The sequence below is a fragment of the Xanthomonas sp. A1809 genome, from assembly GCF_017746015.1.
Taxonomy (GTDB): Bacteria; Pseudomonadota; Gammaproteobacteria; order Xanthomonadales; family Xanthomonadaceae; genus Xanthomonas; species Xanthomonas euvesicatoria.
In genome coordinates, this window is record NZ_JAGHWZ010000004.1 from 193,530 (window position 1) to 218,587 (window position 25,058).

Consider the following 25,058-nt stretch of genomic DNA (forward strand, 5'->3'; position numbering starts at 1 on the left):
GCGCCGGCACACAACGACCCACGACGCTCGACGGCGGCAACATAACGCCACCTGTACGCGATTTACTCAGGACCGACGAAACACTTAACAGGCAAGCGAAAAAACCTTTTTTCAACAATGCCGCGCGGATTTACTTATCGATCCTAGAACATTTTTTCACTTGCGCTCTTCGCGCGGACAAGCGCGATTTCGCAAACTTTCTGACGATAATGGGTTGCCGCTTCTACTGTTCGATCGGGGCGCAAAACCCGCCCCGCAGCCACCGCCGTCTAGGCACGGCGGTTGATACAAAGACAAATCCCAGTTAATCAGAGAGGAATCGTCATGATGAATTCTTTGAACACACAGATCGGCGCCAACTCGTCCTTCTTGCAGGTCGATCCCAGCCAGAACTCGCAACCCGGTTCGAACCAGGGCCAAGGCATCTCGGAAAAGCAGCTGGACCAGCTGCTGACCCAGCTCATCATGGCCCTGCTTCAGCAGAGCAACAATGCCGACCAGGGTCAGGGCCAGGGTGGTGACTCTGGTGGTCAAGGCGGCAATTCGCAGCAGGCGGGGCAGCCCAATGGTTCCCCCTCGCCATACACCCAGATGCTCATGAATATCGTCGGAGACATTCTCCAGTCGCAGAATGGCGGTGGCTTCGGCGGCGGGTTCGGCGGTGGCTTTGGTGGCGGCCTCGGCACCAGCCTGGCCAGCGACACCGGATCGATGCAGTAAAAAACTGCTGGTCGCCCCTACCGGCCACGGCCTGCAGGTTGCCGCTTCATGCGTCAGCCTGCAGGTGCCTTGGTTGCTGTCACCGCAAACATTCGCTACCCACTTCAGGCGCGCTTGTCAGCTTTCGCGCCGCAGGTGCCTGACATATAGCCATCGGCATGCGAGCCGAGCCGTTCCGGCTTCAACGCAGACGAAATATCCGGATTTTCTTCCGGCACACGCCTTCTCAACTGGGTCTCCACTGCCGGCGTGACGTTGGTTGGATGTTCAACCGCACACCATCACGCCACGTCGCTCCACTAGAGCCTGCCGCGCCCACGTACCGGCCATGCACACTGCTGCCGGCCCAGCACTTCTTGACACGATTGCGCGCAACCGCCGCCCGCTGAAGGCTTGGATGCCGCTTCGCCCTCTTAGCGTCTACCGCAGATACCGAGCTGACTGCAAAAAACTTGTCTTTCGCACGCGACAAGGCTGCCATGTGATGGCCAGGTCAGGCTCCGGCAACGCATCAGAACCAGCATGTGCGAGTGACACATGCTGATTCCGGGCACCGCCCGATGATCATCCAGGCGGTGGCGTCAGGCGCTCCGGGTCAATACGCATACGCGCCAATTGCATGGCCCCGTTTGATGCTTTCCCAAACAATCCCGGCAGTATTGGGCCAATGGCATGCGCCGAATGTCAGGCGATCGCAGCAAGCCCCTCATCGCCTAGCGATGGCGTTCGCGAACCATCAGGGCGACACCACATGCGGGGTCAGCAGAAACAGCCGTTGCATGCGGGTCCCGCTTTTTTGGCGGTGCTTGAACAGATTACCGACCAATGGAATCTTCGACAGGCCCGGTACCGCATTCAGATCGGTCTCGTCGGCATCGTAGGCGTATCCTGCAATCAGCAGGCTTTGTCCTTCATTGACGAACGCCTGGGTCGTGATCTCGCTGGAGGTAATGACCGGAATGCCGTCCACGGTGTTAGATCCAAGCTGGCCATCCTCGATACGCACATCCAGACGCATCTGACCGTTCGGCGAGCCCGGCACCACGCTGGGCAGGACCCGCAACGACACCCCGGCGGAGAGGTTATAAAGATCGGCCGATGCGTATCCGCTGACCCGGACAAATGCCTGTTGCTTGTGGTCCATGACCGCTTCGACGTTGTCCAGCGTCGCAACCTGGGGCGAAGACACGATCTTGGCCTTGTTGGTTGTCTCCAACGCCGACACGCGCGTCATCAGGTAGCGTCCGGCGTCTCCCAGCACGGCCGTCAAGGTGCCCCCAGCCGGCGTGGTCGCGCCATCGGTGGCAGCGCCGCTCAATGCGCCGTTGAAGCCCAACTGACTGCCACTGCCGTTGCCGGTCTGTATGTCCGTGTGCTGGCTGTGGAAGCGCCAATCGACACCGAGATCCTGCATGGCGCCATCGCGGACCTCGATGATGGTGGCATCGATCTGCAGCAACTTGGGCCGGTTGTCCAGCTGTTGAATCAGGGTGCCATAGCTCTGCATCCGCTCCGGTCGATCGCGGATCAGGATGGCATTGGTACGCGGATCGGCTTCGATCACCGGCGCATCGGAGGCCAGCTCTGCGCCACCACCGACGTCGATCGGATTGGACTCGTCGCGCCGTGCCTTGCTGAGCTCCGGCCATACGCTGGCCGGCGACCCCACAGCCGCAGCAGCTCCACTGCCGGGCAACGGCGGGCTGACCGGCACGCGATCGGACGACGAGGCGCCCCCGAACCAGGACGAAGGCAGCCCGAGGATGCCGCTGGCTCCGCCACCTTGACCCTGTGCGGCATTGCCAAATGTGTTGGAGGACCCACCGCCGATGGGCTGTACCCGGCCAAAGTTGGCGCCAGGCCCGGGTATCGCCGCGACCGGGGCGCCGCGTGCGCCGTACATGCTGCGCAACAGGCTGGCCATGCCGGGAATCTGCACATCCTGGCCGCCGATGCGCGTCGTGTGGTCGGCCGCTTGCGCATAATGCAGCTGGAACACCTGCACTTCGGTGGCATCGCGCTGACGCGCGCCCTGCTCGACCTGCTTGGCAATCGCCGAAACGGTATCCACATACCCTGGCGGCCCGGAGACCACCGCCACATGCGCGGCCTCGTCGTAACGCACCGGGAAGCGCGGATCGTCCAGGCGCATGCGTGCAAGTGCGTCGCGCAGTGACTTCGTCGATGCAGTTCCCAGGCTCAAGGTCGCGCTCTTGGATTCGTTCGCACCCCAGATCCTGAGCACGGCACCGTCGTAGTACCAGACAAAGCCGTAGGTGGCCGCCAGATCGTCGAGGAATTTCTGCGGGGAGGTTTCGAATTTGCCGCTCAGGGTGCCGGTCACCTCTGGCGAGATCCAGGTGGCGATGGACTGGCTGGCGGACAGATCACGCAGCACTTCTTTGAGATCCTTGTTGTCGGCGACGTATTTGAACGTGCGCGAATGCCACGGGACCTGGGCGGCGTCGGCATGTGGCGACAACAGCGGCAGCAGGCTGAGCATCAGTACGGCGGCCAATGGAGCACGTCGGCGGTGGGCGGTGGTACAGGCAGGAGCCATGGCGTTCCCTCTGCTAGGCAAGTGAAAAAGTCGGTAGCGACCAGTGTAGGAAGTGCAAAGCCGGGAATGTCTCAATAAAGATCAGTGCGTCGCGCCTCCCTTGCCAGCCAGGTTGGCGGCATCGTGCAATTGCTGCTGGAAATGCAGGAAACCGAGTGCTTCGCCGAATTGCGCGATGAAGACGCTGGTCAGCAAGGCGAGCAGCAACAACGCCAGCACCCCACGGATTGGCTGACTCAAGTTCGACGGTTCGAGTTTGTCGGCCGCTCGCGCCACCAGGCCGATCGCAAGATCCACCAGCACAAGCACCAGCATCACCGGTGCGGACAGTTTGACGACGGCGGCCATCATGCTGTCGGATTGCTGGATCACGAACGATTCGGCAACCGCCCCCATGTTCGGCCCAAGCTGGGTCAGCGGCCACCAGCGAAACGATTCGAACAGCGCGCCGAGCAACATCAGCATGCCGCCCAATGCGTAGAACGACACGATGGCCAGTTGCAGCAGCACCGTGGACACCGGCGTGCTTTGCTGGCCGCTGAGCGGGTTGGTCATCTGCACGTTGTTGTAACCGGCAAGGTCGTCGATCAGCAGGCCAACGCTCTCGGCGATCCAGAACACCGTCGATGCGGCAAACCCGATCAGCAGACCGACGAACGCCTCCTTCAACGCCACCCCGACCAGGCCCGCCGCCTGGATCTTCGCCAGCGCATCGGCCGGCTGCCCATAGGCGATGAACGAGCTCAGGACGTAGATGACGCCATTGCGCGCGATTCCAGGAAGACTGTCCTGCGCTGTTGCCGGTAGCACGATGAACATCACGAACACCCGCACCCCGCACAGTGCCAGCAGGGTCAACAGCGACACGCCCTGCGAGGAAATGGCCAGCAAGGCATCGGTGGCGTCGTTCATCGGGCGCCCCCATGTGCGGCGCGGTGCGAACGCAGCGCGACCAGTGCCTCGATCGCGTCTTCTTCCTCCGCTGCGTCGCGTTGCGCCTGTCGGGCGCGGCGCGCACTGGCGGCCTTGTCTGCGTATACCTGCGCCTGTGCCTGCAGCTTGCTCAGTGCCTGCTGCACGGACGCGAGCTCATCGCGGGCGCTCTGCAATGACTGATCCGCCGCTGCCTGCGCCTGCTCGGCAGCACGACAGGCCTCCAGCAGCACGGTGCGGAAGCGTTCGTGCTGCAGGATCGTGTCGATATCGATCGAACCCCCCACGCCGGTTTTGTCCATCAGTGCGGCATCGCAGTTGGCCAAGCGTGTGGTGCAGGCCTCTGCCTCCTGTCTGCACCTGGCAAGTTCGCGGTCGCAGTGTTCCAACGCACGCCTGCAGTCACTCATGCGTTCCTGCATGCGCTCGCAGCGGCGTGCCTTGAGCTGGTGCAGCACCGACCAGGTGTGGGCAGGCTCACGCATCGTCGGTCACGCTGGCCAGCAGGTCCAGCGTACTTTCGTAGGCACTGAGCTGGTCGGTCGGTTGGCTGAGAAAGTCGCGGATCGCATCGATCCTGTCGATCGCTTCGTCGGCAACGGCATCGCTTCCCTGACGGTATTCGCCCACCTGCACCAGGGTTTCCACCTCGTTGTACTTGGCGAGCAGGCGCCGCAACCGGCCGGCGGCCTGGGAGTGGTCGGACGGGACGATCTGGCTCATCACCCGGCTCAGGCTGGCCAGCACGTCGATTGCCGGGTACTGGTTCTTGGCCGCGATCTCGCGAGAGAGAATCAGGTGCCCATCGAGGATGCCGCGCACTTCTTCGGCGATCGGATCGCTGCCGGTATCGTCCTCGGCCAGCACGGTGTAGAACGCGGTGATCGACCCGCTCTCGCCCATGCCCGCGCGTTCGAGCAGGCGCGGCAACTCGGCAAACACCGATGGCGGAAAGCCGCGGCGTGTGGGCGGCTCGCCGGCGGCCAGACCGATCTCGCGTTGCGCGCGGGCAAAGCGCGTCAGCGAGTCCATCATCAGCAGCACGCGCAGGCCCCGATCCCGGAAATACTCGGCGATGGCGGTGCCGACGTAGGCGGCCTTCGCGCGCTCGATCGATGAGCGATCGGAGGTTGCGCAGACCACGACGCTGCGTGCCAGACCATCGGCGCCGAGAATCAGCTCGATGAACTCCCGCACCTCGCGCCCGCGCTCGCCGATCAGCACGATCACGTTGACATCGCACTGCGTCCCGCGCGCGAACATTCCCATCAAGGTGCTCTTGCCGACGCCTGCTGCGGCGAAGATGCCCATGCGCTGGCCTTCGCCCAGCGTCATCAGGCCATCCACGATCCGCACGCCGGTCGGCATGGGGTGTTCGATCAGCCGCCGACGCATCGGGTCCGGTGCCTGCGCCTGGATCGGCACCCAGGTGTCGCAGGCGATGGCTCCTTGCCCGTCCGATGGCTCGCCCAGGCCGTCGAGCACGCGCCCCAGCAAGGCCGGTCCCACAGGCACCGCCAACGGGCGCCCCAATCCGATCACGCGCGTCTCGCGCGACAGCCCGATCAGTTCCCCGAACGGCGCCAGCAACGCCAGATCGCGACTGAAGCCCACCACTTCGGCCCGCTGCAACAAGCTGCCATCGCGTTGGCGCAACTCGCACACCTCGCCCAGGCTGACCTGCACGCCGGCCACCTTGAGCATGGTGCCGACGACTTCAACCACCTTGCCATAACGACGACCGACCGCGAGCGTGGCCAGTTCGCGTTCGAGGGTTGTCTCCAGCAGGGGCGTCTCAGCCAGCATCCGCCGGCTCCTGGGGTGCGGCCAACACGCGGCGAATGACGCGCCGCAGACTGCGCAGCTGATCGCGCAGATCGGTCTCGAACACGCCCGTATCCCATTCGCACACGCAGGCGCCCACGGCCAGGTCGGCATCGCCGCATAGCTCGACCTGCTGGGTCCAGCCCGCCTCGGTGGCGGCCGCAGCGAAGGCGCGCCGCGCAGCGTCCACCGCGTCGGGGTGCACGCTCACCCGCAGGGCCTTGGCCTCGTCCAGGGCACCTTCCAAGGCCTGCGCCGCACGCGCATACAGCGCCGCGGGATCGTGTCCGAGGATGATGTGCTCGCAGGTGCGCGCCACAATCTCGGCCAGACGCTCGCGTGACCGCTGCGCGGCCGCTTCGGCGGCAAAGGCATGGCGCAGGCCCGATTCGTTCCACTCATCGAGCTGACGTCGCAGGCCGGCTGCATATCCCAGGCGTGCGCTGCGCTCGGCCTTCTGGCGCGCATCGTGCAGGATCGCCTCGGCCTGCTGCTGGGCCTCGTCGACCAGCGCCTGTGCACGTGTCTGCGCCTGGCTCAGGGCCTGTTCGCAGCGTGCGTGTACCTCGGCAGTGGCAGCGTCCAGCGCCAACACCGAGGCCAGCGCCTCGCGCGGAATGACATCGCAATCCAGACCGATCGCATCGGGCGTTGACCTCAACCACAGACGCATGACGCCTCCGGTATCAGGGTGGGAAGCGCGGTCAGGAAGGCATCGCTCGCACCGTCTGCTGCGACGGTGGCCACCTGCGCGGCGCCCAACGGCAAGGACAGCGCCAGCAGCTTGGCAACAACCGGGTTGGACCAGACGCCATCGGCCTGCATCCGCCGCCAACCGTCGCCGACCCACGCCGCCTGATCGGCATCGCGTGGCAACAGGGGCACGGGGAGGCCGGCCGACGCGTTCTGGCGCACATGCTCAAGCACGGCCGGCCCCACACACTGTTCGAGCCAGTCCAGACGTTCGCGCTCGATACAACGACGCACCGCCAACCCGCGCGAGAACAACGCCCGCGCGATCAGGACCTTGGCCAATCGCGCGGGCATCAGCAGGGCAAGTTGGTTCGCATGCAGGCCGAGTGCAGACGGCGACAATTCCGACCATCCAGACCACGCCTGGATTACCCGCATACGACGGTGGACGGGCGCCGCTGCCCAGCCCGACGCTGCCACCGGGCCAAGCCAATGCGCCACCCGTGCGGCGTCCAAGGACTCTGCCAGTTGCGCCAACGCGTCCGTCCAGCGCTGAACACAGCGTGCCGCATTGTCGATCCGCGTGTCGTCCATCCCGCGCTCACCCGGCTTTGCCTTTCGTCAACTCGCGCAGGCGCTGCCAGCCGCCCCACCGGCCCGCCTGCGGGTTTGGCCACCAATACAGCGCCGCCGCACCCGCCAGGCACAACGCCAACGCACACCCGGCCAGCCACGGCCATGGCGAAGGTCTCGGCGGTGCCGATGCGGTGAACTGCGCATCGCTCTCCGCTCCGCCCGGCACCAGCGTGACGCTGACGTTTTCGTAGGTGAGTCCCTCCACGCTGTGCATGACCAACGTCTTGATGTTGGGCACCAGGCTGGTCAGATCGCTACCGACGCGAAACTTGATGAACACCGCAGCGCTGGACGGTTTTACCGAGGTGGACAGCGGGTCGTTGTTGGGCAGCACGATTTCCACATCGGCCGAGATCACCCCATCGATATTCGACAAGGTCTGCGATAGCTGCTGCGACACACCATAGATGAAACGTACGCGCTCTTCGGTGGGTGTCGAGATCAGCCCGTCCTTCTTGAACATCTCGCCGAGATTGGCGTGCCGCTCATGCGGCAAACCATGCGCGCGCAGCACCTCCAGCGAATAGGACACCTGATCGTGCGGTGCGTTCACCGCCCAGGTCTTGCCGTCGTCTGGCGTGACCTTGGACGCATCCACGCCCGCATGCAGCAACACCTCGAGCATGTCGTTGGCATCATTTTCGGTGAGCCCGGAGTACAGCTGCTGACTGCACGCAGACAGCAGCAGCGCCACCAGCAGCACCACCAGGCATCTCGGCGCGCGCATGCTACTGGTTCTTCACCAGCGTCTGCACGGCGTTCTTTCCCGATTGCGCCACGCCCACGCTGACATTGAGGTTGAAGCCGACCATGGTCAGCTCGTGCATCAACTTGATCTGCTGCGCTGCCATTTCCTGCAGCCCCATGGTCGGTGCCTGCATGCTGAAGGCATCGATATGCTCGGCGATGGTACGCACGCCATCGTTCTGCACATCGACCACCCGGCTCATCATGCTCGGGTTGCCTACGCGCTGCATGGCGGGCGGCAAGGGGCTGGAGGATTGCATCAGCGCTTGAAAGCGATTCACCAGCGCTTGGTTGGGCGTCGCTACCGGCGACAGCGCTTGGGTCGCGGCAGCACTGGTGCCGGCAATCGCTTGGACAGGAGGAATGAGCGTCATCACATACTCCTATGGGGTCGGGACTGGCGTCACTCAGGCGCGCAGGTACTGCGAATTCGGAACTTCCATCGGTGCTGAAGATTCGACCGGTACTTCCGCCGGCGCGGACGTTGGGGTGCTTCGCCCGGACAGCGCCTTGACCAGGGCCACCGCATCGGCATCGGCGTCTTCTTCGATCAGCCCGTCTGCAACGCCATGCCACGACGGGTCCCCCATCGCGAACAGGCAGCAGGCGTACAAGGCCCTGCACAGCGGCTTGGAGCCGGCGTCGCTCTCCAGTTCGCGCAACAGGCGCGCACCTTCGACGTAATTGCCGCGCTTGATCGAAATCCATGCATCGAAGGTGTCCAGCGCCTTCAGCTCCGGCCGCAGGACGCGGACTGCGGCCAGCACAGCGGCAGCGTCCTGAATCTTTTCATGGGTGAGTCCGACCGTGATCAGTTCGATGAGCCCACTCACGACCGACCCGGGACATTGAATCTTCTCCACACTGCACCTCGTTTTTAATGGCATGCGGACCGTACACGTGGGGAACGCTACGCGCGCCACGCCGGCCGGATCCTTTCGGAAGCGAATATCGGAATTCGCTGGCGAACAAATCATTCCGGCTTCGCCAGCCCATCCACACATTCGCCTGGAAAACGGATCGCTCCACCACAGCTGCCCACAATCGGGGGCGCAGCGATCGCGGAAGGAGAAGGCAATGTCGGAAGAAAAAACCGAGAAGCCGACCGAGAAGAAACTGCGGGATGCGCGCAAGGACGGGGAAGTTCCGGTCAGCCCGGACGTCACTGCAGCGGCGGTGCTCTTCGGCGCGTTATTGGTGATGAAATCGGCCGGCGATTACTTCTCCGATCACATGCGCGCATTGATGACGATCGGCTTCGATTTTTCAGAACATACACGCGATGCAGCGGCCATCAACCGCGCACTCGGCCATATCGGCATCCAGGGATTGCTGTTGATGCTGCCGTTCCTGGCTGCCTGCCTGTTGGCTGGTATGGCGGGCGGTGCGTTCCAGACTGGCCTGAATGCCTCGCTCAAGCCGGTGGCGCCCAAGTTCGATTCCCTCAATCCCGCAACCGGGGTCAAGAAACTCTTTTCGTTGCGAAGCCTCATCAACTTGCTGAAGTTGATCATCAAGGCCATCTTGATCGGCGTAGTGCTGTGGGTCGGTATCCGCGCCCTCATGCCGATGATCATTGGGCTTGCCTACGAGACACCGCTTGATGTTGCGCAAATTGCCTGGCGCACCCTGGGCATGCTCTTCGCACTGGGCGTGCTGCTGTTCGTCCTGGTCGGCGCTGCAGACTGGAGCGTGCAGCGCTGGCTGTTCATCCGCGACAAGCGAATGAGCAAGGACGAGCAGAAGCGCGAATTCAAGGAAAGCGAGGGCGACCCCGAAATCAAGGGCAAGCGCAAGGAATTCGCCAAGGAGCTGGTCTTCGGCGACCCGCGCGAGCGCGTGGCCAAGGCCAAGGTGATGGTGGTCAACCCGACCCATTACGCAGTGGCGCTGGCCTACGAGCCCGACGACTTCGGCTTGCCGCAGGTCGTTGCCAAGGGCGTGGACGACGGCGCACTGGAACTGCGCGCCTTCGCGCATAACCAGGGCATTCCGATCGTTGCCAATCCGCCACTGGCGCGTGCGCTGTATCAGGTTGAATTGGGCGATGCAATCCCCGAGCCACTGTTCGAAACGGTTGCGGTGGTGTTGCGCTGGGTCGATGAACTCGGTCGCGACCACGGCGACGGCGATGGAGCCCTGCCATGCTAGGAGACCGCGTGCGAGCGACAAGGTATTTCGCTTATAGCGGCGAAGTGGCCATCGCCGCCCTGGTGGTGGCGGTCATCGGGCTGATGATCCTGCCGCTGCCAACGCCCATGATCGATACGTTGCTGGGCATCAACATCACCCTGAGCGTGGTGCTGTTGATGGTCACGATGTATGTGCCCGACTCGATCTCGCTCTCGTCGTTTCCTTCCCTGCTGCTGTTCACCACGCTACTGCGGCTGTCATTGAATATCGCCTCGACGAAGTCGATCCTGCTGCATGCCGAGGCGGGCCATATCATCGAGAGCTTCGGCGAGCTGGTGGTCGGCGGCAATCTGGTGGTGGGCCTGGTGGTTTTCTTGATCATCACCACCGTGCAGTTCATCGTGATCGCAAAGGGTTCCGAACGCGTTGCCGAGGTCGGTGCGCGCTTCACGTTGGACGCAATGCCCGGCAAGCAGATGAGTATCGATGCCGACCTGCGTGGCGGCAACCTGACCGCAGATGAGGCACGCCGCAAACGCGCGCGGCTGGCCATGGAAAGCCAACTGCACGGCGGCATGGATGGCGCCATGAAATTCGTCAAGGGTGATGCGATCGCCGGCCTGGTGATCACCATGGTCAACATCCTGGCCGGTATCGTGGTCGGCGTGACCTACCACGGCATGACGGCCGGCGACGCCGCCAACCGCTTTGCGATCCTGTCGGTGGGCGATGCGATGGTGTCGCAGATCGCCTCACTGCTGATATCGGTGGCCGCCGGCGTCATGATCACCCGCGTGGCCAACGAGAACGAGACCAGGCTCAGCTCGCTCGGGCTCGATATCGGCCGTCAGCTCACCAGCAATGCGCGGGCCCTGATGGCAGCGAGCGTGCTGCTGGCCTGCTTTGCGTTCGTCCCCGGCTTTCCGGCCGTGCTGTTCCTGCTGCTGGCAGCGGCCGTCGGCGCCGGCGGCTATACGATCTGGCGCAAGCAACGCGACATCAGCGGCACCGATCAGCGCAAGTTGCCTTCGGCGAGCCGTAAAGGTGCCAAAGGCGAGGCGCCACATATCCGCAAAAACGCCCCGGATTTCGCCTCCCCTTTGTCGATGCGGCTGTCGCCGCAGCTGGCCGCTCTGCTCGACCCCGCGCGGCTGGATCAGGCGATCGAAAGCGAGCGGCGGCAATTGGTCGAACTGCTGGGCTTGCCGTTTCCCGGGATCGCGATATGGCAGACCGAGTCGCTGCAAGGCATGCAATACGAAGTGTTGATCCACGATGTCCCCGAGACACGCGCCGAACTGGAGAACACCGACGACATGCAGGCCGCACTGGCCCGGCAGGCCATCGCACCCCTGCATGCACGGGCGCACTTGTTCGTCGGCATCCAGGAGACGCAGTGGATGCTGGAGCAGGTGGCCGTGGACTATCCCGGGCTGGTTGCGGAGGTCAACAAGGCGATGCCCGCCCAGCGCATAGCCGATGTGTTGCGGCGTCTTCTGGAAGAAAGGATTCCGGTGCGCAATATCAAGAGCATCCTGGAGAGTCTGGTGGTCTGGGGGCCGAAGGAAAAAGATCTTCTGATGTTGACCGAATATGTGCGCTGCGATCTGGGCCGTTATCTGGCGCATACCGCAACCGCAGGCACCGGGCAGCTGCCCGCGGTAATGCTCGACCATGCTGTCGAACAACTGATCAGGCAATCGATTCGCGCGACCGCGGCCGGCAATTTCCTGGCACTTCCGCCCGAGCAGGCGAACCAGCTTGTCGAACAGGTGGAACGCATCGTCGGCGACCATGCGCAGCATCCGCTGGCGGTGGTCGCGTCGATGGACGTGCGCAGATATGTGCGCCGCATGATCGAAGCACGGCTGACCTGGCTGCAGGTCTATTCGTTCCAGGAGCTGGGTTCGGAGGTGCAGCTGCAGCCGATCGGTAGAGTGGTGGTGTGATGCGCAAGCCGCCCCTCCGCCATGTGCGCATCCTGCCGGTCAGCGGCGCACTGCAGCGGCCGGCGGCTCCAGCCACGCCGGCCCGGTCGGCGCTGCGCTCCAGCTTCCTGCAACTGCGCCAGCGCTTGCGCAGCGCACAGCTCGCGCTTCCCTGCATGGTGTTGCCACCGCAGTGCGACGAGGATCGGCCCCAGCCTGATGCCGAGGAGGGCTTCACCGAGGCGCATGACAGCGTGCCCGTGCAAACCGACCCGCCCTTACGTATCGAGGTGACGAAACACCAAGAGCCGTCCCAAGGCAACGACGATGGCGCAGTGGGGCGACAGATTGCGACCGAGTGGATACGCACGCAACGCGCCCAAATGGCGATCGACCGCATCGCGCTGCGGGTGGCCGAGTTCTGCAATGCCCAACCGGTGCGCAGCGCAGGGAGCTGGGAAGCGTGGCTGGATATCGACCAAGAGGTCGTCGCACAGACGACGTTGTTTTTGCGGCTTTCGCCGGACCAGCTATCGCTTCGCTTCAATACCAGTTCGCCAGATGCGCGCGAGGTACTTTGGTGCGGAAGGCAGCGCCTGGAGGCTGCACTGACGTCCACGCTGAGTAGCACGCTCCAGATCAGCATCGAGGTTGTCTAACGCGGCACTGGCGACAGAAAGCCATTTGGAGGAACTCCATCTTGCTAACCGAGCAGAGCCAGACTCCACCGGCACGTGCACTCTCTCAGGCATTGACGCGCGTTGCGGCCGAGCGCGCCCAGCTGGGCAGAGTGTTCGGCGACCCACGCGCAGCACGCCAATGCGGCTTTGCCACGCATTGCCGTCGCATCTGGCCCGACGATGCGGCCCGCCTGCGCCTGCAGCTGGATGCCGGCCAGATGGATTTGCGGATTGCCGCGCGCGACGGCCTGGCCCTGCTATTGAACGAGGACGACGACGCACTACGCGTTTCGATCGCGGGAATGCTGCTGGCCGATCGCCTGGGCGCATTTGCGCCGCTCGGCCTGGGCGCTGCCGAGGTGATTGCCTTCGAGCGCGATGCAGAGCCAGACGACTGCCACGGCATCGGCATGACACTGGGCGATCTCGATGCCGTTGCGCTGACGGCGAGCGCGTCGCTGCTGGCCACGTTGCAGGCCGCAGTCGGCGGACTTACGCCGCCCGCGCAGCTGCCAGCCTGGCTGGCCGCACTGCGCGTCAATACGCGCCTGCGCATCGGCGGGCGCACCGCATCGGCGGCATTGCTGCAGTCGCTGCGGCCTGGCGATGTCTTGCTGCATTGCACGGACTCGGCTGCGGTGACCAGCGGCGATGTGCTCTGGGGTATCGCCGGAGGCGTGGTATTGCGCGCGCCGGTGCGCTTGAACCTGCAACAGATGATCCTGGAGGCCAGCCCCACCATGCAGCACGATACGTTTGAGCCGGAAGTCGCGCCGTCCACCAGCAACGTGGCAGAACTGGAACTGCCGGTGCAGCTGGAAGTGGATCAACTTGCGCTGTCTCTATCGACCTTGTCGGGTTTACAGCCCGGGCAGATCCTGGAGTTGTCGGTGCCGGTCGATCAAGCCGACATCCGCCTGGTCGTTTACGGCCAGACCATCGGCACCGGCAGGCTGCTGGCAGTGGGCGAACATCTGGGTGTGCAGATCCTCAGCATGTCGGAGAGCACGCATGCAGATGCCTGACGTCGGCTCGCTGCTGCTGGTGGTCATCATGCTGGGCTTGCTGCCCTTCGCAGCGATGGTGGTCACCTCCTACACCAAGATCGTGGTCGTGCTCGGCCTGCTGCGCAATGCGATCGGGGTACAGCAGGTGCCGCCCAACATGGTCCTCAATGGCGTTGCATTGCTGGTGTCGTGCTTTGTGATGGCCCCGGTGGGCATGGAGGCGTTCAAGGCCGCACAGAACTACGGCGCCGGATCGGATAACAGCCGCGTGGTGGTGCTGCTCGACGCCTGCCGGGAGCCGTTTCGGCAATTCCTCCTCAAACACACACGCGAGCGCGAAAAGGCGTTTTTCATGCGTTCTGCACAGCAGATCTGGCCCAAGGACAAGGCCGCCACGCTCAAGTCGGACGATTTGCTGGTCTTGGCACCGGCATTCACGCTCAGCGAATTGACCGAAGCCTTCCGTATCGGCTTTCTGTTGTATCTGGTGTTTATCGTCATCGACCTGGTGGTGGCCAACGCGCTGATGGCGATGGGCCTTTCACAGGTCACCCCGACCAATGTGGCGATCCCGTTCAAGCTGCTGTTGTTTGTCGCCATGGACGGCTGGTCGATGCTGATTCACGGCCTGGTTCTGAGCTATCGGTGACGCCATGGACCATGACGATCTAGTGCGATTCACCTCCGAAGCCTTGCTGCTCTGCCTCAAGGTGTCCTTGCCGGTGGTCGGTGTCGCTGCGTTGGCCGGGCTGCTGATCGCCTTCGTCCAGGCGGTGATGTCGCTGCAGGATGCATCGATCTCGTTCGCGCTCAAGCTGGTGGTGGTGGTGGCCGCCATTGCCGTGACGGCGCCGTGGGGTGCCTCGGCCATCATGCAGTTCGGCCAGGCATTGATGCAGGCGGCGTTCCCATGATCCGTCGCATCTCGCCCGGCACCTTGCGGCCCTCGGTTTCCATCGAGCATGGCGGCTCGCATCACCATGGCGACCATCATGCCGATGCGGCAGGCACCAGCGCGGGATCGCCTACCGACATTGCGGCACGAGCACCGCGTCTGCGCCCTGCTCCACCGCGCAGGCGACGCCGCGGGATCCGGTCGCTGGACGGCCAGGAGGATGAATTCGACGCCAACGAGCAGGAAGAGATCGAAGCCAAGCGCGAGTGCGCACTGCGCGGACGGGTGAGCGTGGCGATCACGCCGGCCCAGAGCCGGGAGCATGGCCAGGGCGACCAGCACGGCGGTGACCGCAGCACGCATACCGACGATCCGCAGGCCGGTCCATGGCACAGCGCCGCTCCAGCGCAATTGAGCGACAGCATCCGCACGTGCATCGACGCGATTGTCGATCGCTACGTGACCAGGCGCGACGCCGATCCAGTGGCAAAGCGACACGCGCTGGCTGCTGCGCTTGTCGAGCTGCGCGCCGTCGGCGTTTCGCATCCTGCCGTCGCCCCCTTGACCGCAACGATCTGGAGGTTGATGCGCGAGCATCTACGCGCGTACGACAAGGCCAACGCGGCGGAAAACCTGCTGGCCTTGCGGACCCGATTGCTGGAGTTGATGCCATCGGAGTTGGAGCCGGTGCCAGCGCTACGCAATTTTCATCTCCTGCTTCCACTGATCCTGCTGAATGCGGAAAAACCGCGCAGACGCATCGACCGTACACATGCCATCACACGTCTGACCACACTGCTGATTGAGCAACCACAACAGGCGGCTCAGGAGGTTCGCCCATGACCATGCAGCTTCGCGTACTGACAGGAACCCACGCAGGCGCACGATTAGATTTGGCGCAAGGTCGCTACACCCTGGGGAGCGATCCACAAACCGATATCCGAATAGACGATTGGCCTGGTTGCTCACTCATTATCGAGGTAGACCAAGATGGTCAGATCCGCTATAGCAGCGACACGGTGCAAGAAACGTTCTTTGTTGCATTTCAGCCGGTCCGCTTCGGCCCGCTGGTGCTATGCGTTGGCGATGCTGCTGCCGATTGGCCGGACGATGTGGCGCTGCTGGAGCGGCTGCTTTCCCCAGCACCGCCGCCGGCGCCGCGCACGTCCAGGCGTAAAGTCCTGCGTACTGCGGTGGGCGCCGTGCTAGCGCTTGCCGCCGCAGCGTTGCTCCCCTCGTTGCAGCCGGCGTTTCTGTCCGATGCGGCCACCCGGCAACATCCGGAAAATGCCCTCAATCAGGCCAAAGCCTTATTGAAGCAGCTGGGCTTCCGCGAAGCGCACGCAGAACAGGTCGGCACGCGTGTGCTGATCGAAGGTCTGGTCCCCAGCAGCGCCGATGCCGCACGCTTGCGTGCGCAGGTGCATCGCTATCACCCAGGCGTTGCCGTCAACGTGGCGGTGGTGGACGAGGTCGTGGCGACGCTGCGCGACACCCTGGCCGATCCCGCCCTCACCGTCCGTTACGAGGGCAATGGCGTTTTCTCGGTTTCCGGCAGCAGCGACTACGCAGAACGCGCAAGCCGCCGGATTGCCGACGTCCGCAGCGACCTGGGCCCGGAGGTCCGCGCGCTGCACGTGGAGATCAGCCAGCAAGACCCGTCCATCAAACCACCGGACAATTACGACGCGGCATTGCTCGCCGATGGCCTGCACTATGTTGAAACGCCGGATGGCACCAAGCACATGACATCCCTGCCGCAGCAAGCGGCGCAATGAGAGATCACACCATGTTCGATGCAATGACCGATGCGGTCACTCAGGATATGAGCAAGATTCTGCAGACCAAGGCGATGGATCTGTCCGGCGAGCGGCTGCGCAACGTGGAGACAGCGCTCGATGCCACTGCGCAACAGATCCGCGTGCACTGGTCTGCAGCGAGCGACCAGGTCGCGCGCAACGACTTCAACACCTTGTATGACGGCATCACGGCCGCGCGCAACATCGTCGCGCACATCGCAAGCATGCCGTAAATCGATTTCTTGGTCGCTCGGACCAAGTAAAACGCGCCGATAGGCGCACCATTACATGCTCACTACGAAGGAGTACTGGTATGCAAATTTTACCTGAAGTAAGCTCGATCAGGTCGCGTTTTGGCCAAGGCATGGATGGCTTCACCGGAGGTGTGTCCGGTGGAATCTCCGGTGCTTCTGCACTCGCTGGTGCGAACGGACAGATGGGTTCGTTGATCAGCGACATGACCGCCTCGGACGAGGCGCAGAAGTCCATGAACAACAAGATCACGATGCTCAAAAACGATCTGGACTTCAACGTGGCACTCAACAAGTTCATCGGCAAGGCGGGCGACAACGCTAAGCAGCTCGTTGGCCAGTAATGGGCTCGGACATGCGCAGGGCTTGTAGGGGGTCCTGTGCATGTCTCACCACAGATGAGCAGCGCGCGATTCGAAACCATCGTTCGACAGATGTGCGAGGCACTGGACTTGCCGGATGTGGAGTCGGTGCTGAATCGGCGTGTGCTTTGGGTGGAGGGCTTTGAGGTCTATCTGCACCTGCCGACCCCACAGCCCGAAGACGACGTAAAGGAAGAAGCACTGTATCTGCGCATCGCCTACGGGTTACCACCTGCCGGGCGGACATTGACCGTTTTCAGGCTTCTGCTCGAAGCCAATCTCTCGGTGTATGCGCAGGACCAGGCACAGCTTGGACTGAACGATGACGGCGTTATCGTGCTGATTGTGCGGGTACCGCTGGACGACGACGTGGATGGGGCGTGGATCTGCGATCTGCTTGCCCACTACGCCGAGCATGGCCGCTACTGGAACAACAATATCTTCGTGGCGCACGACGAGATGTTCGAAGGAATCGCGACGGGTAACTATCTGTGGTTACGCGCCTGATACAGGCTTGTTGGCAGCTTGCCGAAGCCTCAATCACGGCCGCAGCGGCGCCCATCCGCCATGGCACAGCAACCTGGCTTGCCGGCCAATTCCGCCGGCCTGGCACTCCTCTGCCCGATGGCGCCGGTGGCGCTGAGTGAAACCCACTTGCCATGTCGAAGCCTGACACGCCTGCATCTGCGCTGGCTTGCTCCCCGATATAGGTTTGGCGGGAGATCGCAGGTCTGTCGTGCCAGCTCACCGCGATGGCCGACACTGCACAGAACAAAGGCAGGCGCAGACGCATGGTCTACACCGTGCACATCCGCGACGGCAGCTGATGCACCGGTGCTGTTGGCGCTGACGAGGGACACGACCGCCTTGCTGGCGAGTTCTTTCCGGTGTTTGACGTGCGCGTCAAGGTCGACGCGTTCCGGAGCGGCGACGCCATCGAGTCGCAGATGCAATGCCTGCCTCGTGCAGTGAGCGACCTGCGCAGGTCGAGGCATGAGGCCGTGGTGTTCCATGATTGCTGGTAATGGCTAAGCTGCCAGACACCACCAAGCCACAGACGCGACGACAGCGACGTCTGTGGCGGCGGTGTACAACACTCCTGAGTATCAACGCGGCAGCTGAGCGCTCATGCTCGCCCGCTCTGCCACTGACGAAGTGCTTCGCTGTCATGCAGGGCACGCTTGAGCGTTTGCAGCTGACCGTCCAGTGCCTGCGTGGCCGCGTCGCGGGGGACGCCGCTAAAGGTTTGACTCCACCCCTCGCGCAGTGCAGTGCGTACCGCATCGATGGTCGCGATCGAAACGGACTGCGTGCCGATCTCCGTACGCAATGTCTGCAGCGCAGTACGCAGTGTCTGGCCAAGCGGCCCAGGGCCAGGCGCGGCGCGCATCCCCTCCTCCATGGCACGCTCTGCCTCGGCAGGTGTCGGCCCCGAGAGCCTGGCGATCGCCTGGTCCACGGGCTCGGCCAGGGCCTCGAGGGTTCGTTCGATGGTGCGTTGATGCTCGGCTGCAAGCGCGGCACGCTCGTTGTCCAGGCGCGCCGCCTGGGAGGTATTGGCGCCGTTCTTGGCCTTGAGCGCATTCCAGAACGTATCGTTGAACAGGGTTTGCACGGCCTGCTGCACGACCACAGCCGTGGAATTGACGGCTTCGCCAGCAACACGGATGTGGCTCCCCCCACGCAACGGCGCTGTGATGATGCGCCCGGCCCCCATCGAGCCGAAGCTGGCCATGACGTTGCTCAGCATGTGGCGGGTCAACAGGTCGCGTGCCGTGGTGGCGACGGCGTTTGCGCTGTTGAAGCCCTGCCTTGCCAACGCCAACGCTTCCTTTCCGGTGTCCAGCAAATAGCTAGGCGGGAAATGCACGGCGTCGGACCATTGTGCAGGCCGGCGCGCTTTGTCGGGCAACGCCAACGCAAACAGGTTCAGCCGTTGCTCTCCGCCAACCAGATCCGGGACACGCATTTGGCCGGTCCGTGCCACGGCTTTGCCTGTTTCCAGCAGTGCCTTCTGCACGACCCCGGCGCCGCCAATGGCCAGCGCGCTCAACCCCCACTGGCCGACAGGCGTCAGTAAGCCCGGTTCACCACCAGTCCGGCGCGCGGCGTTGAACCCTGCGTTGATCACTGGCTTGAGCAACAAGGTATCCAGTGACTTGTCGTCCAGGGTCGATTGGCGCTGCGTGATGCCCAGGCGGCGGTCGTAGGTCTGCGCCTTGAGGTCGGCAAGCGTCGGCGCATTGTTCTCGCCCGGACGCGTGAAGCGCTTGCCCTCGGCAGTGATTTCCAGAATGACCGGTGGTGGATCGGGCACCAGGATTTTGGGGTCGATGGCCTGAAACCTCGGCAGGTTGGAAACGCGCGCGCGCCGGTCCATTGCCGGGATCAACAACGTATCGCTGGTATAGGACGCAGACCCCGCCGCGACACCTGCAACCATCGCCGTACTCAGCTCCTCCGCGTCGGCCGGGCGCCGGGACGCATAGGCCGCACCCGTGGCAAGACCGACCGGATTACGCATCGCACCGATAATGAACGACCGTAGGCATTCGTAGGCAATCGGCAATGCCGCTTTCGTGCCCGCTGTCTTCATGTCACCGACAGCCTGGTACCCGGCATCCGGCCCGAAGGCATTGATGCGTTCCTGCACGCGCGCGTCAGCCCATTCCAGATAGCTGGCCTGCAGGGCCGTCTGCTCTTCCGAGGGCGCAGCAAATGGCAGAGCGTCCAGACGGGCACGTAGCTGCGCTTTCACCTCGGCGGCCGCCGCCGTGCTGCGTTCGGCATAGGTCGCCGCGGCGGCAGGCACATCCGGTGTGTCGATTTCCCGGGCAGGGGACACGACCTGCGCGGTGTAAAACGTTGCGTCCGACGCTTGCGACGACTGCGACGAGTCGGACCGATGCGAGCCGCCGAGCATGGCCCCTTCTTCATCTGCATGAGGACTGGCGCGACCGGCCAATGATGCGCGACGACCACGCAGCGCCGCGCTGGAAGAGGCCAGGCCCGCAAGCGGGCCAGTGGGTGCGCGTTCTTCCCGCGGGGCAGCAACGTCTTCGGCCTGCGTTGGTTGGACGGGAGGATGCGAGGCTGCGCCGCGACTGGCAGCGGTGCCGATATCGCTGGAGAGTTTCATGAGGCCACCTCCTTGGCCGTATCGACCTGCGTCGCCAGCGCGTCCAGCACGACGCGGGCAACCACCTGCCCACGGTCCAGTGCAGCGGCCACCTCTTCAGGCGTGCGCACCAGCAACAGCGGGCAGACGCAGAGCAGGCCGAGATCCGACAGCGCGAGCCGCCAGCCATACTCGGTCAGCAGTTGCTCCTGCAGCGACAGCAGCATCACCACCTCCTCGCCTCCAAGCTCGCGTGCCGCCAGGGGCAAGATCACTTCCGGGAAGGCCATCAATGCGTCTGGCTGCGCCTGCGTGTGGACGCGGCACAGCATGCCGGCAGGGCCCAGAATGGTCTCGCCTTCGCCGATCCGCTGCGCAAGCTCACCAGGTAGCCCAAGGCATGCGCTCAGGCCGATAAAAAAAGCGGTATTCGCTGTTTGTTGATTGTGCGATTCCAACGTCATCTGAAGTACTCCGTGAGGAAATTCGATGGGTTGCTACGCGCCAGCAGCGCGCGGCACATTGTCTTGCCCACAAATGCGCGCCCAAGCGAAGTGGGGCGAACCACCTGCGCCATACACGAAGTGGGGTGCCGGTAAATTGCCCAACCAAAACCTGCGCCACACATTAATAAAACGGACACAATCAGAAGGACTGCGCCCCTGACCTGGCGAAGGAACCAAGGCTGATAAGTGCGCCTGCAGGCACCGCCGGCAATTTCGCGTCCAGGCGGGTCTACTGACGCAAGCGAATTACCGAGATATTAACTAACTGCGCACTTCATCCGTGTCAGCTCCAGCGTTGGCCAGCGCGGTGATTCGGTGCAAGCCCCATCTGGCGACCCAGATGATCCCAACACGTTCCATGGCCGTGATTCACGGCTCCAGCCGGGCAATAAAAGAAATGTCATGCAACCAGGTTCCATGACATCCCCTGGTTTCTCAGCAACTCCAGGGCTGTAGTCAGAACAGCCCTCAATTCCGATACTGGGGGGTTGGGCCGCCGCGCGACGGAACGCTGGTGATCGCTGCACACGCCGCCGGAACACCGCGATGATCTGCATCTCCAAGCACGTATCGTAGCGATGTACATGAGTGCGCCGGCCCACAGCAGGAACGATCGCCGCTCAACTATCGGCGCCAAGCAGCACCGGCAGGCAACGCATCGACGGGCCGATTTTTGCGCTTTTTTCGCCAAAATAGTTCGTCGGCCAGGGTGCACCTTGCGCAGATTGGCAACATACGTCTACACCGCATGGGCGCATCCGTGCGGCCGTATAAGAATCAACTTATACGAAGGTGCTCTGCCAATTCTGTCATTCGCGAGGCCGCCTCTATGTCGCTCAACACGCTTTCTACCGGGAGCAACCCCAGCCAACTGCTGGGCACCTCTTTCAACGAGTCGTCTTCATCGGAGCTGCTTGGGTCCGATTCGTCCAAGGACGGCTCCGACCTGCCATCGACGATGGACGACATCTTCCTGCTGATCTACCAGTTGCTGGCAGCCCTCCAAACCAACACGCCAACGAGTACAGCAAGCAATACGTCGGCCGATGCACCGGCAAACACGCCAAGCGGCGATGCCAGCACCCCGTCCTCCGCATCGGACGATCAAGCCACCCAGCCGATCGAAAAGCGCACCTCCTGGCCATCGCTGGGCTACGACTTCGATCCCAAGCACATCAAGGGGAAGGATGCGCCGCCGGCGCTGGAAGGTTCGACGGTGACCTGGAACGATGGCACCCTGACCAAGTCGGAGCTTCAGATCGTTTCGACGCTGAATGCGCACAAGGACCAGATGCCGCTCGAGTACAAGAATCTCGACGACAAGATCAACGACCCTTCCACACCCGCCGACCTGAAGGCTGCATTGCAGGGTCTGAAACAGGACCCGCGCTTGTTCTTTGCGATCGGTTCCCAGGGAGACGGCAAGTGCGGCGGCAAGATCAGCGCGCAGGATCTTTGGGATTTCTCTGATTCACATCCGCAGGTCAAGGAACTGGGCGGGAAGAACGACGAGTTCAACCCCAAGAACATCAAGGGATCCAACCCGCCGCCGCCGGCGGAGGGCTCGACGGTCACCTGGAACGAGGGCCAGCTCAATCAATCCGAACTGGAGATTGTTTCGGTTCTGGATCGGCACAAGGACCAGGTCGACTCGCTGTCCTTCGATCAGCTGGACGCCAAGATCAACGACCCGTCGACGCAGCCTGACTTGAAGAAAGCGCTGCAAGGATTGCAGAAGGATCCGCGGTTGTTCTTTGCCATCGGCTCGCAGAAGGACGGCAAGTGCGGCGGCAAGATCAAGGCGCAGGACCTCACAGACTTCTCGTACTACCATCCGCAGATTGCCGAATACAACGACAAGCAGGCAAAGAGCTACACGCAGAACTACATCGCATCCGATAGCCCCGACAAAACCAAGGCGTCGGTCATGACCAAAAGCGATGCCCTGCGCGAGTTGTATCGCTATTCCGACTATCTGCCCGGCAACCTGAGCGAGGACGAATTCGCCAAGATCGTCGATGGCGACAGCAAGACCGGCAAGTGCCCGCCGCAGGTGATCGCGGCTGCTCAATATTTTCGCGATCATCCGGACGAGTGGAAGGAATTTGCAGGGGATTCGGGCTCGATGAGCACGCCGGATTTCCTGCAGAAATCCACCTCCGAGATGCACCTGACCGCGGACGAGCAGAAGACGCTGGACACCATCAACAGTCATCAGGACGCGTTCTACGGCGACGGCAAGGAAATCACGCGCGACAAGCTCGACGCGATCTCCAAGGACGACAAGGCCGACCCGGCCGTCAAGCAGGCCGCGACGCAGTTGTTGGCCGACCCGCTGCTGTTCGGCTTGTTGAACAACTCCATCACCGGCTACAAGAAGCCCCATCACTTCTTCGGCGGCGGCCATGTCGTCGATTCGGGCAAGATCAGCCAGGACGATTTCCGGCAGTTCTATGACCACATGAGTGCAGCCAACAAGACCGTGGACACGCCGGCCACGCACGAGGCGAGCTCGCCCGATCAGCAAAAGGCTGTCGCGGACATGCTGGTGGGCAAGGACGATCCGCCCGCGATCAAGAAGCCCAAAAAGGACGTCGGCACCTTCCAACACGGCCTGCACGAGTTCCTCAAGTGGGACAGCAAGATCCTGGACTGGATGTCCGTGGGGCTCAGCGCATTGAACGGGATCCCCATCATCGGTGAAATTGCCGATGCGGCGTCGATTGCATTGGAGAGCGAGGCGCAGGCGGCGCAGGTGGTCGACACTGCGATTCAAGGTGGCGACATGTCGCTGGCCTTGAAGCTGGCCGGCATCAATATGGCCGGGGCGGTGGTTGGAGCAGTCGGCGGACCCACGGCTAGAATCGGAGCCAAGGGCGTGGCCAAGGGCGTCGCCGAAGCCGCGGCCAAGGAAGCAGCCGAGGGCGCGGCCAAGGGAGCTGCAAAGGGAACTGCCAAGAGCGTGGCCAAAGGTGGCGGTAAAACCGCGGCCGAACGGCCGAGCGCCGCTGAGTTCGCAAAAGGCTACGTGGGTGGCACCGCCATCAGTAAATCGACTGAAATTCTCAAGACGCCCGTCTTGGCGGGCTTGCATTACGAAGAATATCAACTGGACAAGCAGAAGGACGGAGAAATCCACCAGAAGATGGAAAATGCCGGCGGCGTCCCGGTGGGCAAGCAGATTATCCCCAAAGGCATCGCCGACAACTTCGAGGGCGACCTGCGGCAGAATCTGCGCAATGTCCGGATCCGTCGCAGATAACGCGCATGCCACAGCGAAGTTTCGTTTCGGCGCCTTGCCGCTGGCGTTGGTGCTCGAAGGCAGGCGTTGAGGCAACGCCGGTCGATGGGCCACGACGTGCGGCAGCATCGCGCTGATGCGTTGCGGTATCGCTCGGCGACCTTCGTATGAACGTGCCTCCAGATGCTTGGAGGCACGTTCCGGCGCCGCTGCAGCCATGTGCCTTGGCGAATAGGCGACGGGATACCGGAAGCTCTCCCGCGAGCATCGACATCCTGACAATGAAGACCGGCGATACGCGTGGAGACTGCGTCGCGAACGATGCGGCGCGTCACCTGATCGATCGCCCGTTGCCATCTTGTACATCGCGCCGACAGCCGATGACATCGAATGCCGAACAATCACCGCTGTCGGTGAGCAGGGATGCAGCACCGGCGCGCTTCTACAAAAACCGATTCGCCAGGCGATGCAGCCTCTTCGCGTTGATGCGGCGATGGCAGTCGCATCGCAGTAGCCTGCACGCTTGAACGCCGCAGCCAGCCGACCAAGCAGGGTGTATCTCCATGTTCAATGTCAATCGCCTACTCCGCTCTCGCCCGCGAACGGACAACGCCGATCAAGCGCCCGCGCAAGACAGTCCTTCACGGCAACCTTCGAACGCAGAGGGCTTGTTGAGCCCCCTGCTCGCGCGGCCGCGACGGCGCGAAAGCACGTCAGCGGCCGGCACGTCGACGCCTGGAAACCCAGTGCACGGGAGCCCTTTCCGTTCACCTCTGCGTCCGTCGGGCCAGCCGGCTGCACTTGCGGGTGCCTCTTCTGCGCCACCGCGCAGCATCGAGCACGACATCGATGATTGGCTTGCGCAAAGCCTACCGATGGCAGAGCGGGTTCGAACGGGCTACAACCTGCACGACGGGTCGAGAGATATGTCGCGGGAAGTACTGCAAAACGCCGCAGACGCCACCCGCCGTGCAGCGAGCCGCCGCAGCACCGAACTTGTCGTCGATTGCCTGCCTGCCACGACG

24 protein-coding genes are annotated in these 25,058 nt (G+C 63.1%); 13 read left to right on the forward strand and 11 right to left on the reverse strand.

All coding sequences use genetic code 11. From position 1 onward, the window contains the following. The first annotated feature begins 327 nt into the window (after positions 1–327). Positions 328–720, forward strand: a complete 393-nt coding sequence (xopA, locus tag J7396_RS04695; protein WP_122273602.1) for a XopA/Hpa1 family type III secretion system protein — start codon at positions 328–330, stop codon at positions 718–720. Between the two features lie 736 nt (positions 721–1,456). Here the strand turns inward: xopA and sctC are convergent. The 9 genes from sctC to J7396_RS04740 all read right to left on the reverse strand — a co-directional run bounded on the left by sctC (position 1,457) and on the right by J7396_RS04740 (position 8,976). Further along, positions 1,457–3,280 (reverse strand): type III secretion system outer membrane ring subunit SctC, encoded by a 1,824-nt coding sequence (gene sctC / locus J7396_RS04700; protein ID WP_209261071.1) that lies wholly within the window; start codon positions 3,278–3,280, stop codon positions 1,457–1,459. Between the two features lie 81 nt (positions 3,281–3,361). Beyond that, entirely contained in the window at positions 3,362–4,192 is an 831-nt protein-coding gene (gene sctT, locus J7396_RS04705) for a type III secretion system export apparatus subunit SctT (RefSeq protein ID WP_029818425.1), read from the reverse strand. Continuing rightward, positions 4,189–4,698, reverse strand: a complete 510-nt coding sequence (locus J7396_RS04710) for a type III secretion protein HrpB7 (protein ID WP_209261072.1) — start codon at positions 4,696–4,698, stop codon at positions 4,189–4,191. The genes sctT and J7396_RS04710 overlap by 4 nt, the downstream gene beginning before the upstream one ends. Continuing rightward, entirely contained in the window at positions 4,691–6,019 is a 1,329-nt protein-coding gene (sctN, locus tag J7396_RS04715) for a type III secretion system ATPase SctN (protein WP_057682066.1), read from the reverse strand. The genes J7396_RS04710 and sctN overlap by 8 nt, the downstream gene beginning before the upstream one ends. After that, a complete protein-coding gene (gene sctL, locus J7396_RS04720) occupies positions 6,009–6,710 on the reverse strand; it encodes a type III secretion system stator protein SctL (RefSeq protein WP_209261073.1) in 702 nt (233 codons plus the stop codon). Before sctL ends, sctN begins: the two co-directional genes overlap by 11 nt. Next, entirely contained in the window at positions 6,695–7,324 is a 630-nt protein-coding gene (locus J7396_RS04725) for a type III secretion protein HrpB4 (protein ID WP_031420806.1), read from the reverse strand. The genes sctL and J7396_RS04725 overlap by 16 nt, the downstream gene beginning before the upstream one ends. A 7-nt stretch (positions 7,325–7,331) precedes the next feature. Continuing rightward, on the reverse strand, positions 7,332–8,093 hold the full coding sequence (sctJ, locus tag J7396_RS04730) for a type III secretion inner membrane ring lipoprotein SctJ (RefSeq protein ID WP_031420805.1): 762 nt from the start codon (positions 8,091–8,093) through the stop codon (positions 7,332–7,334). A 1-nt stretch (position 8,094) separates the two neighbouring features. Beyond that, on the reverse strand, positions 8,095–8,487 hold the full coding sequence (locus J7396_RS04735) for a type III secretion protein HrpB2 (protein WP_008575450.1): 393 nt from the start codon (positions 8,485–8,487) through the stop codon (positions 8,095–8,097). Positions 8,488–8,520: 33 nt separating this feature from the next. Continuing rightward, on the reverse strand, positions 8,521–8,976 hold the full coding sequence (locus tag J7396_RS04740) for an HrpB1 family type III secretion system apparatus protein (protein ID WP_014089140.1): 456 nt from the start codon (positions 8,974–8,976) through the stop codon (positions 8,521–8,523). 214 nt (positions 8,977–9,190) lie between these two features. On the opposite strand from J7396_RS04740, the gene sctU reads away from it, so the two are divergent. From sctU to J7396_RS04795, 11 genes are all read left to right on the forward strand, one after another. After that, complete coding sequence (sctU, locus tag J7396_RS04745; RefSeq protein ID WP_031420803.1) at positions 9,191–10,264, forward strand: type III secretion system export apparatus subunit SctU; 1,074 nt, start codon at positions 9,191–9,193, stop codon at positions 10,262–10,264. Next, positions 10,258–12,195: an FHIPEP family type III secretion protein gene (locus J7396_RS04750; RefSeq protein ID WP_052836253.1), complete on the forward strand. Its 1,938-nt coding sequence runs from the start codon at positions 10,258–10,260 to the stop codon at positions 12,193–12,195. Before sctU ends, J7396_RS04750 begins: the two co-directional genes overlap by 7 nt. Beyond that, positions 12,195–12,833 (forward strand): type III secretion system protein SctP, encoded by a 639-nt coding sequence (gene sctP, locus J7396_RS04755; RefSeq protein ID WP_014089137.1) that lies wholly within the window; start codon positions 12,195–12,197, stop codon positions 12,831–12,833. Before J7396_RS04750 ends, sctP begins: the two co-directional genes overlap by 1 nt. A 92-nt stretch (positions 12,834–12,925) precedes the next feature. Continuing rightward, a complete protein-coding gene (sctQ, locus tag J7396_RS04760) occupies positions 12,926–13,879 on the forward strand; it encodes a type III secretion system cytoplasmic ring protein SctQ (RefSeq protein ID WP_209261178.1) in 954 nt (317 codons plus the stop codon). Next, a complete protein-coding gene (gene sctR, locus J7396_RS04765) occupies positions 13,866–14,510 on the forward strand; it encodes a type III secretion system export apparatus subunit SctR (RefSeq protein ID WP_003485742.1) in 645 nt (214 codons plus the stop codon). The genes sctQ and sctR overlap by 14 nt, the downstream gene beginning before the upstream one ends. A 4-nt stretch (positions 14,511–14,514) precedes the next feature. After that, a complete protein-coding gene (gene sctS / locus J7396_RS04770) occupies positions 14,515–14,775 on the forward strand; it encodes a type III secretion system export apparatus subunit SctS (protein WP_008575435.1) in 261 nt (86 codons plus the stop codon). Next, positions 14,772–15,599 carry a 4-hydroxyphenylacetate catabolism regulator HpaA gene (locus J7396_RS04775; RefSeq protein ID WP_209261179.1) on the forward strand — a complete coding sequence of 276 codons (828 nt, stop codon included), beginning with the start codon at positions 14,772–14,774 and terminating at the stop codon, positions 15,597–15,599. The genes sctS and J7396_RS04775 overlap by 4 nt, the downstream gene beginning before the upstream one ends. Continuing rightward, a complete protein-coding gene (hrpD5, locus tag J7396_RS04780; protein ID WP_209261074.1) occupies positions 15,596–16,534 on the forward strand; it encodes an HrpD5 family protein in 939 nt (312 codons plus the stop codon). The genes J7396_RS04775 and hrpD5 overlap by 4 nt, the downstream gene beginning before the upstream one ends. 11 nt (positions 16,535–16,545) lie before the next feature. Beyond that, entirely contained in the window at positions 16,546–16,788 is a 243-nt protein-coding gene (gene hrpD6, locus J7396_RS04785; protein ID WP_057682072.1) for an HrpD6 family protein, read from the forward strand. An 80-nt stretch (positions 16,789–16,868) separates the two neighbouring features. Then, positions 16,869–17,150, forward strand: a complete 282-nt coding sequence (gene hrpE / locus J7396_RS04790; protein WP_136733337.1) for an HrpE family protein — start codon at positions 16,869–16,871, stop codon at positions 17,148–17,150. Between the two features lie 54 nt (positions 17,151–17,204). Beyond that, positions 17,205–17,675 (forward strand): CesT family type III secretion system chaperone, encoded by a 471-nt coding sequence (locus J7396_RS04795; protein WP_008575425.1) that lies wholly within the window; start codon positions 17,205–17,207, stop codon positions 17,673–17,675. A 619-nt stretch (positions 17,676–18,294) separates the two neighbouring features. On the opposite strand, the gene xopF1 is transcribed toward J7396_RS04795, so the two are convergent. Then, positions 18,295–20,307 (reverse strand): type III secretion system effector XopF1, encoded by a 2,013-nt coding sequence (xopF1, locus tag J7396_RS04800; RefSeq protein ID WP_136733338.1) that lies wholly within the window; start codon positions 20,305–20,307, stop codon positions 18,295–18,297. Continuing rightward, complete coding sequence (hap3, locus tag J7396_RS04805) at positions 20,304–20,750, reverse strand: Hpa3 family type III secretion system protein (protein WP_209261075.1); 447 nt, start codon at positions 20,748–20,750, stop codon at positions 20,304–20,306. The genes xopF1 and hap3 overlap by 4 nt, the downstream gene beginning before the upstream one ends. Before the next feature lie 871 nt (positions 20,751–21,621). Here hap3 and J7396_RS04810 point away from each other — a divergent pair. Next, entirely contained in the window at positions 21,622–24,054 is a 2,433-nt protein-coding gene (locus J7396_RS04810) for an HrpF/NolX family T3SS translocon protein (protein WP_209261180.1), read from the forward strand. Positions 24,055–25,058 lie beyond the last annotated feature (1,004 nt).

Excerpts from the sequence above, each read along its gene's own strand:
- xopA (WP_122273602.1), top strand. The coding sequence starts at position 328 with ATGAATTCTTTGAACACACAGATCGGCGCCAACTCGTCCTTCTTGCAG.
- sctC (WP_209261071.1), bottom strand. The coding sequence starts at position 3,280 with ATGGCTCCTGCCTGTACCACCGCCCACCGCCGACGTGCTCCATTGGCC.
- sctT (WP_029818425.1), bottom strand. The coding sequence starts at position 4,192 with ATGAACGACGCCACCGATGCCTTGCTGGCCATTTCCTCGCAGGGCGTG.
- J7396_RS04710 (WP_209261072.1), bottom strand. The coding sequence starts at position 4,698 with ATGCGTGAGCCTGCCCACACCTGGTCGGTGCTGCACCAGCTCAAGGCA.
- sctN (WP_057682066.1), bottom strand. The coding sequence starts at position 6,019 with ATGCTGGCTGAGACGCCCCTGCTGGAGACAACCCTCGAACGCGAACTG.
- sctL (WP_209261073.1), bottom strand. The coding sequence starts at position 6,710 with ATGCGTCTGTGGTTGAGGTCAACGCCCGATGCGATCGGTCTGGATTGC.
- J7396_RS04725 (WP_031420806.1), bottom strand. The coding sequence starts at position 7,324 with ATGGACGACACGCGGATCGACAATGCGGCACGCTGTGTTCAGCGCTGG.
- sctJ (WP_031420805.1), bottom strand. The coding sequence starts at position 8,093 with ATGCGCGCGCCGAGATGCCTGGTGGTGCTGCTGGTGGCGCTGCTGCTG.
- J7396_RS04735 (WP_008575450.1), bottom strand. The coding sequence starts at position 8,487 with ATGACGCTCATTCCTCCTGTCCAAGCGATTGCCGGCACCAGTGCTGCC.
- sctU (WP_031420803.1), top strand. The coding sequence starts at position 9,191 with ATGTCGGAAGAAAAAACCGAGAAGCCGACCGAGAAGAAACTGCGGGAT.
- J7396_RS04750 (WP_052836253.1), top strand. The coding sequence starts at position 10,258 with ATGCTAGGAGACCGCGTGCGAGCGACAAGGTATTTCGCTTATAGCGGC.
- sctP (WP_014089137.1), top strand. The coding sequence starts at position 12,195 with ATGCGCAAGCCGCCCCTCCGCCATGTGCGCATCCTGCCGGTCAGCGGC.
- sctR (WP_003485742.1), top strand. The coding sequence starts at position 13,866 with ATGCAGATGCCTGACGTCGGCTCGCTGCTGCTGGTGGTCATCATGCTG.
- sctS (WP_008575435.1), top strand. The coding sequence starts at position 14,515 with ATGGACCATGACGATCTAGTGCGATTCACCTCCGAAGCCTTGCTGCTC.
- J7396_RS04775 (WP_209261179.1), top strand. The coding sequence starts at position 14,772 with ATGATCCGTCGCATCTCGCCCGGCACCTTGCGGCCCTCGGTTTCCATC.
- hrpD5 (WP_209261074.1), top strand. The coding sequence starts at position 15,596 with ATGACCATGCAGCTTCGCGTACTGACAGGAACCCACGCAGGCGCACGA.
- hrpD6 (WP_057682072.1), top strand. The coding sequence starts at position 16,546 with ATGTTCGATGCAATGACCGATGCGGTCACTCAGGATATGAGCAAGATT.
- hrpE (WP_136733337.1), top strand. The coding sequence starts at position 16,869 with ATGCAAATTTTACCTGAAGTAAGCTCGATCAGGTCGCGTTTTGGCCAA.
- J7396_RS04795 (WP_008575425.1), top strand. The coding sequence starts at position 17,205 with ATGAGCAGCGCGCGATTCGAAACCATCGTTCGACAGATGTGCGAGGCA.
- xopF1 (WP_136733338.1), bottom strand. The coding sequence starts at position 20,307 with ATGAAACTCTCCAGCGATATCGGCACCGCTGCCAGTCGCGGCGCAGCC.
- hap3 (WP_209261075.1), bottom strand. The coding sequence starts at position 20,750 with ATGACGTTGGAATCGCACAATCAACAAACAGCGAATACCGCTTTTTTT.
- J7396_RS04810 (WP_209261180.1), top strand. The coding sequence starts at position 21,622 with ATGTCGCTCAACACGCTTTCTACCGGGAGCAACCCCAGCCAACTGCTG.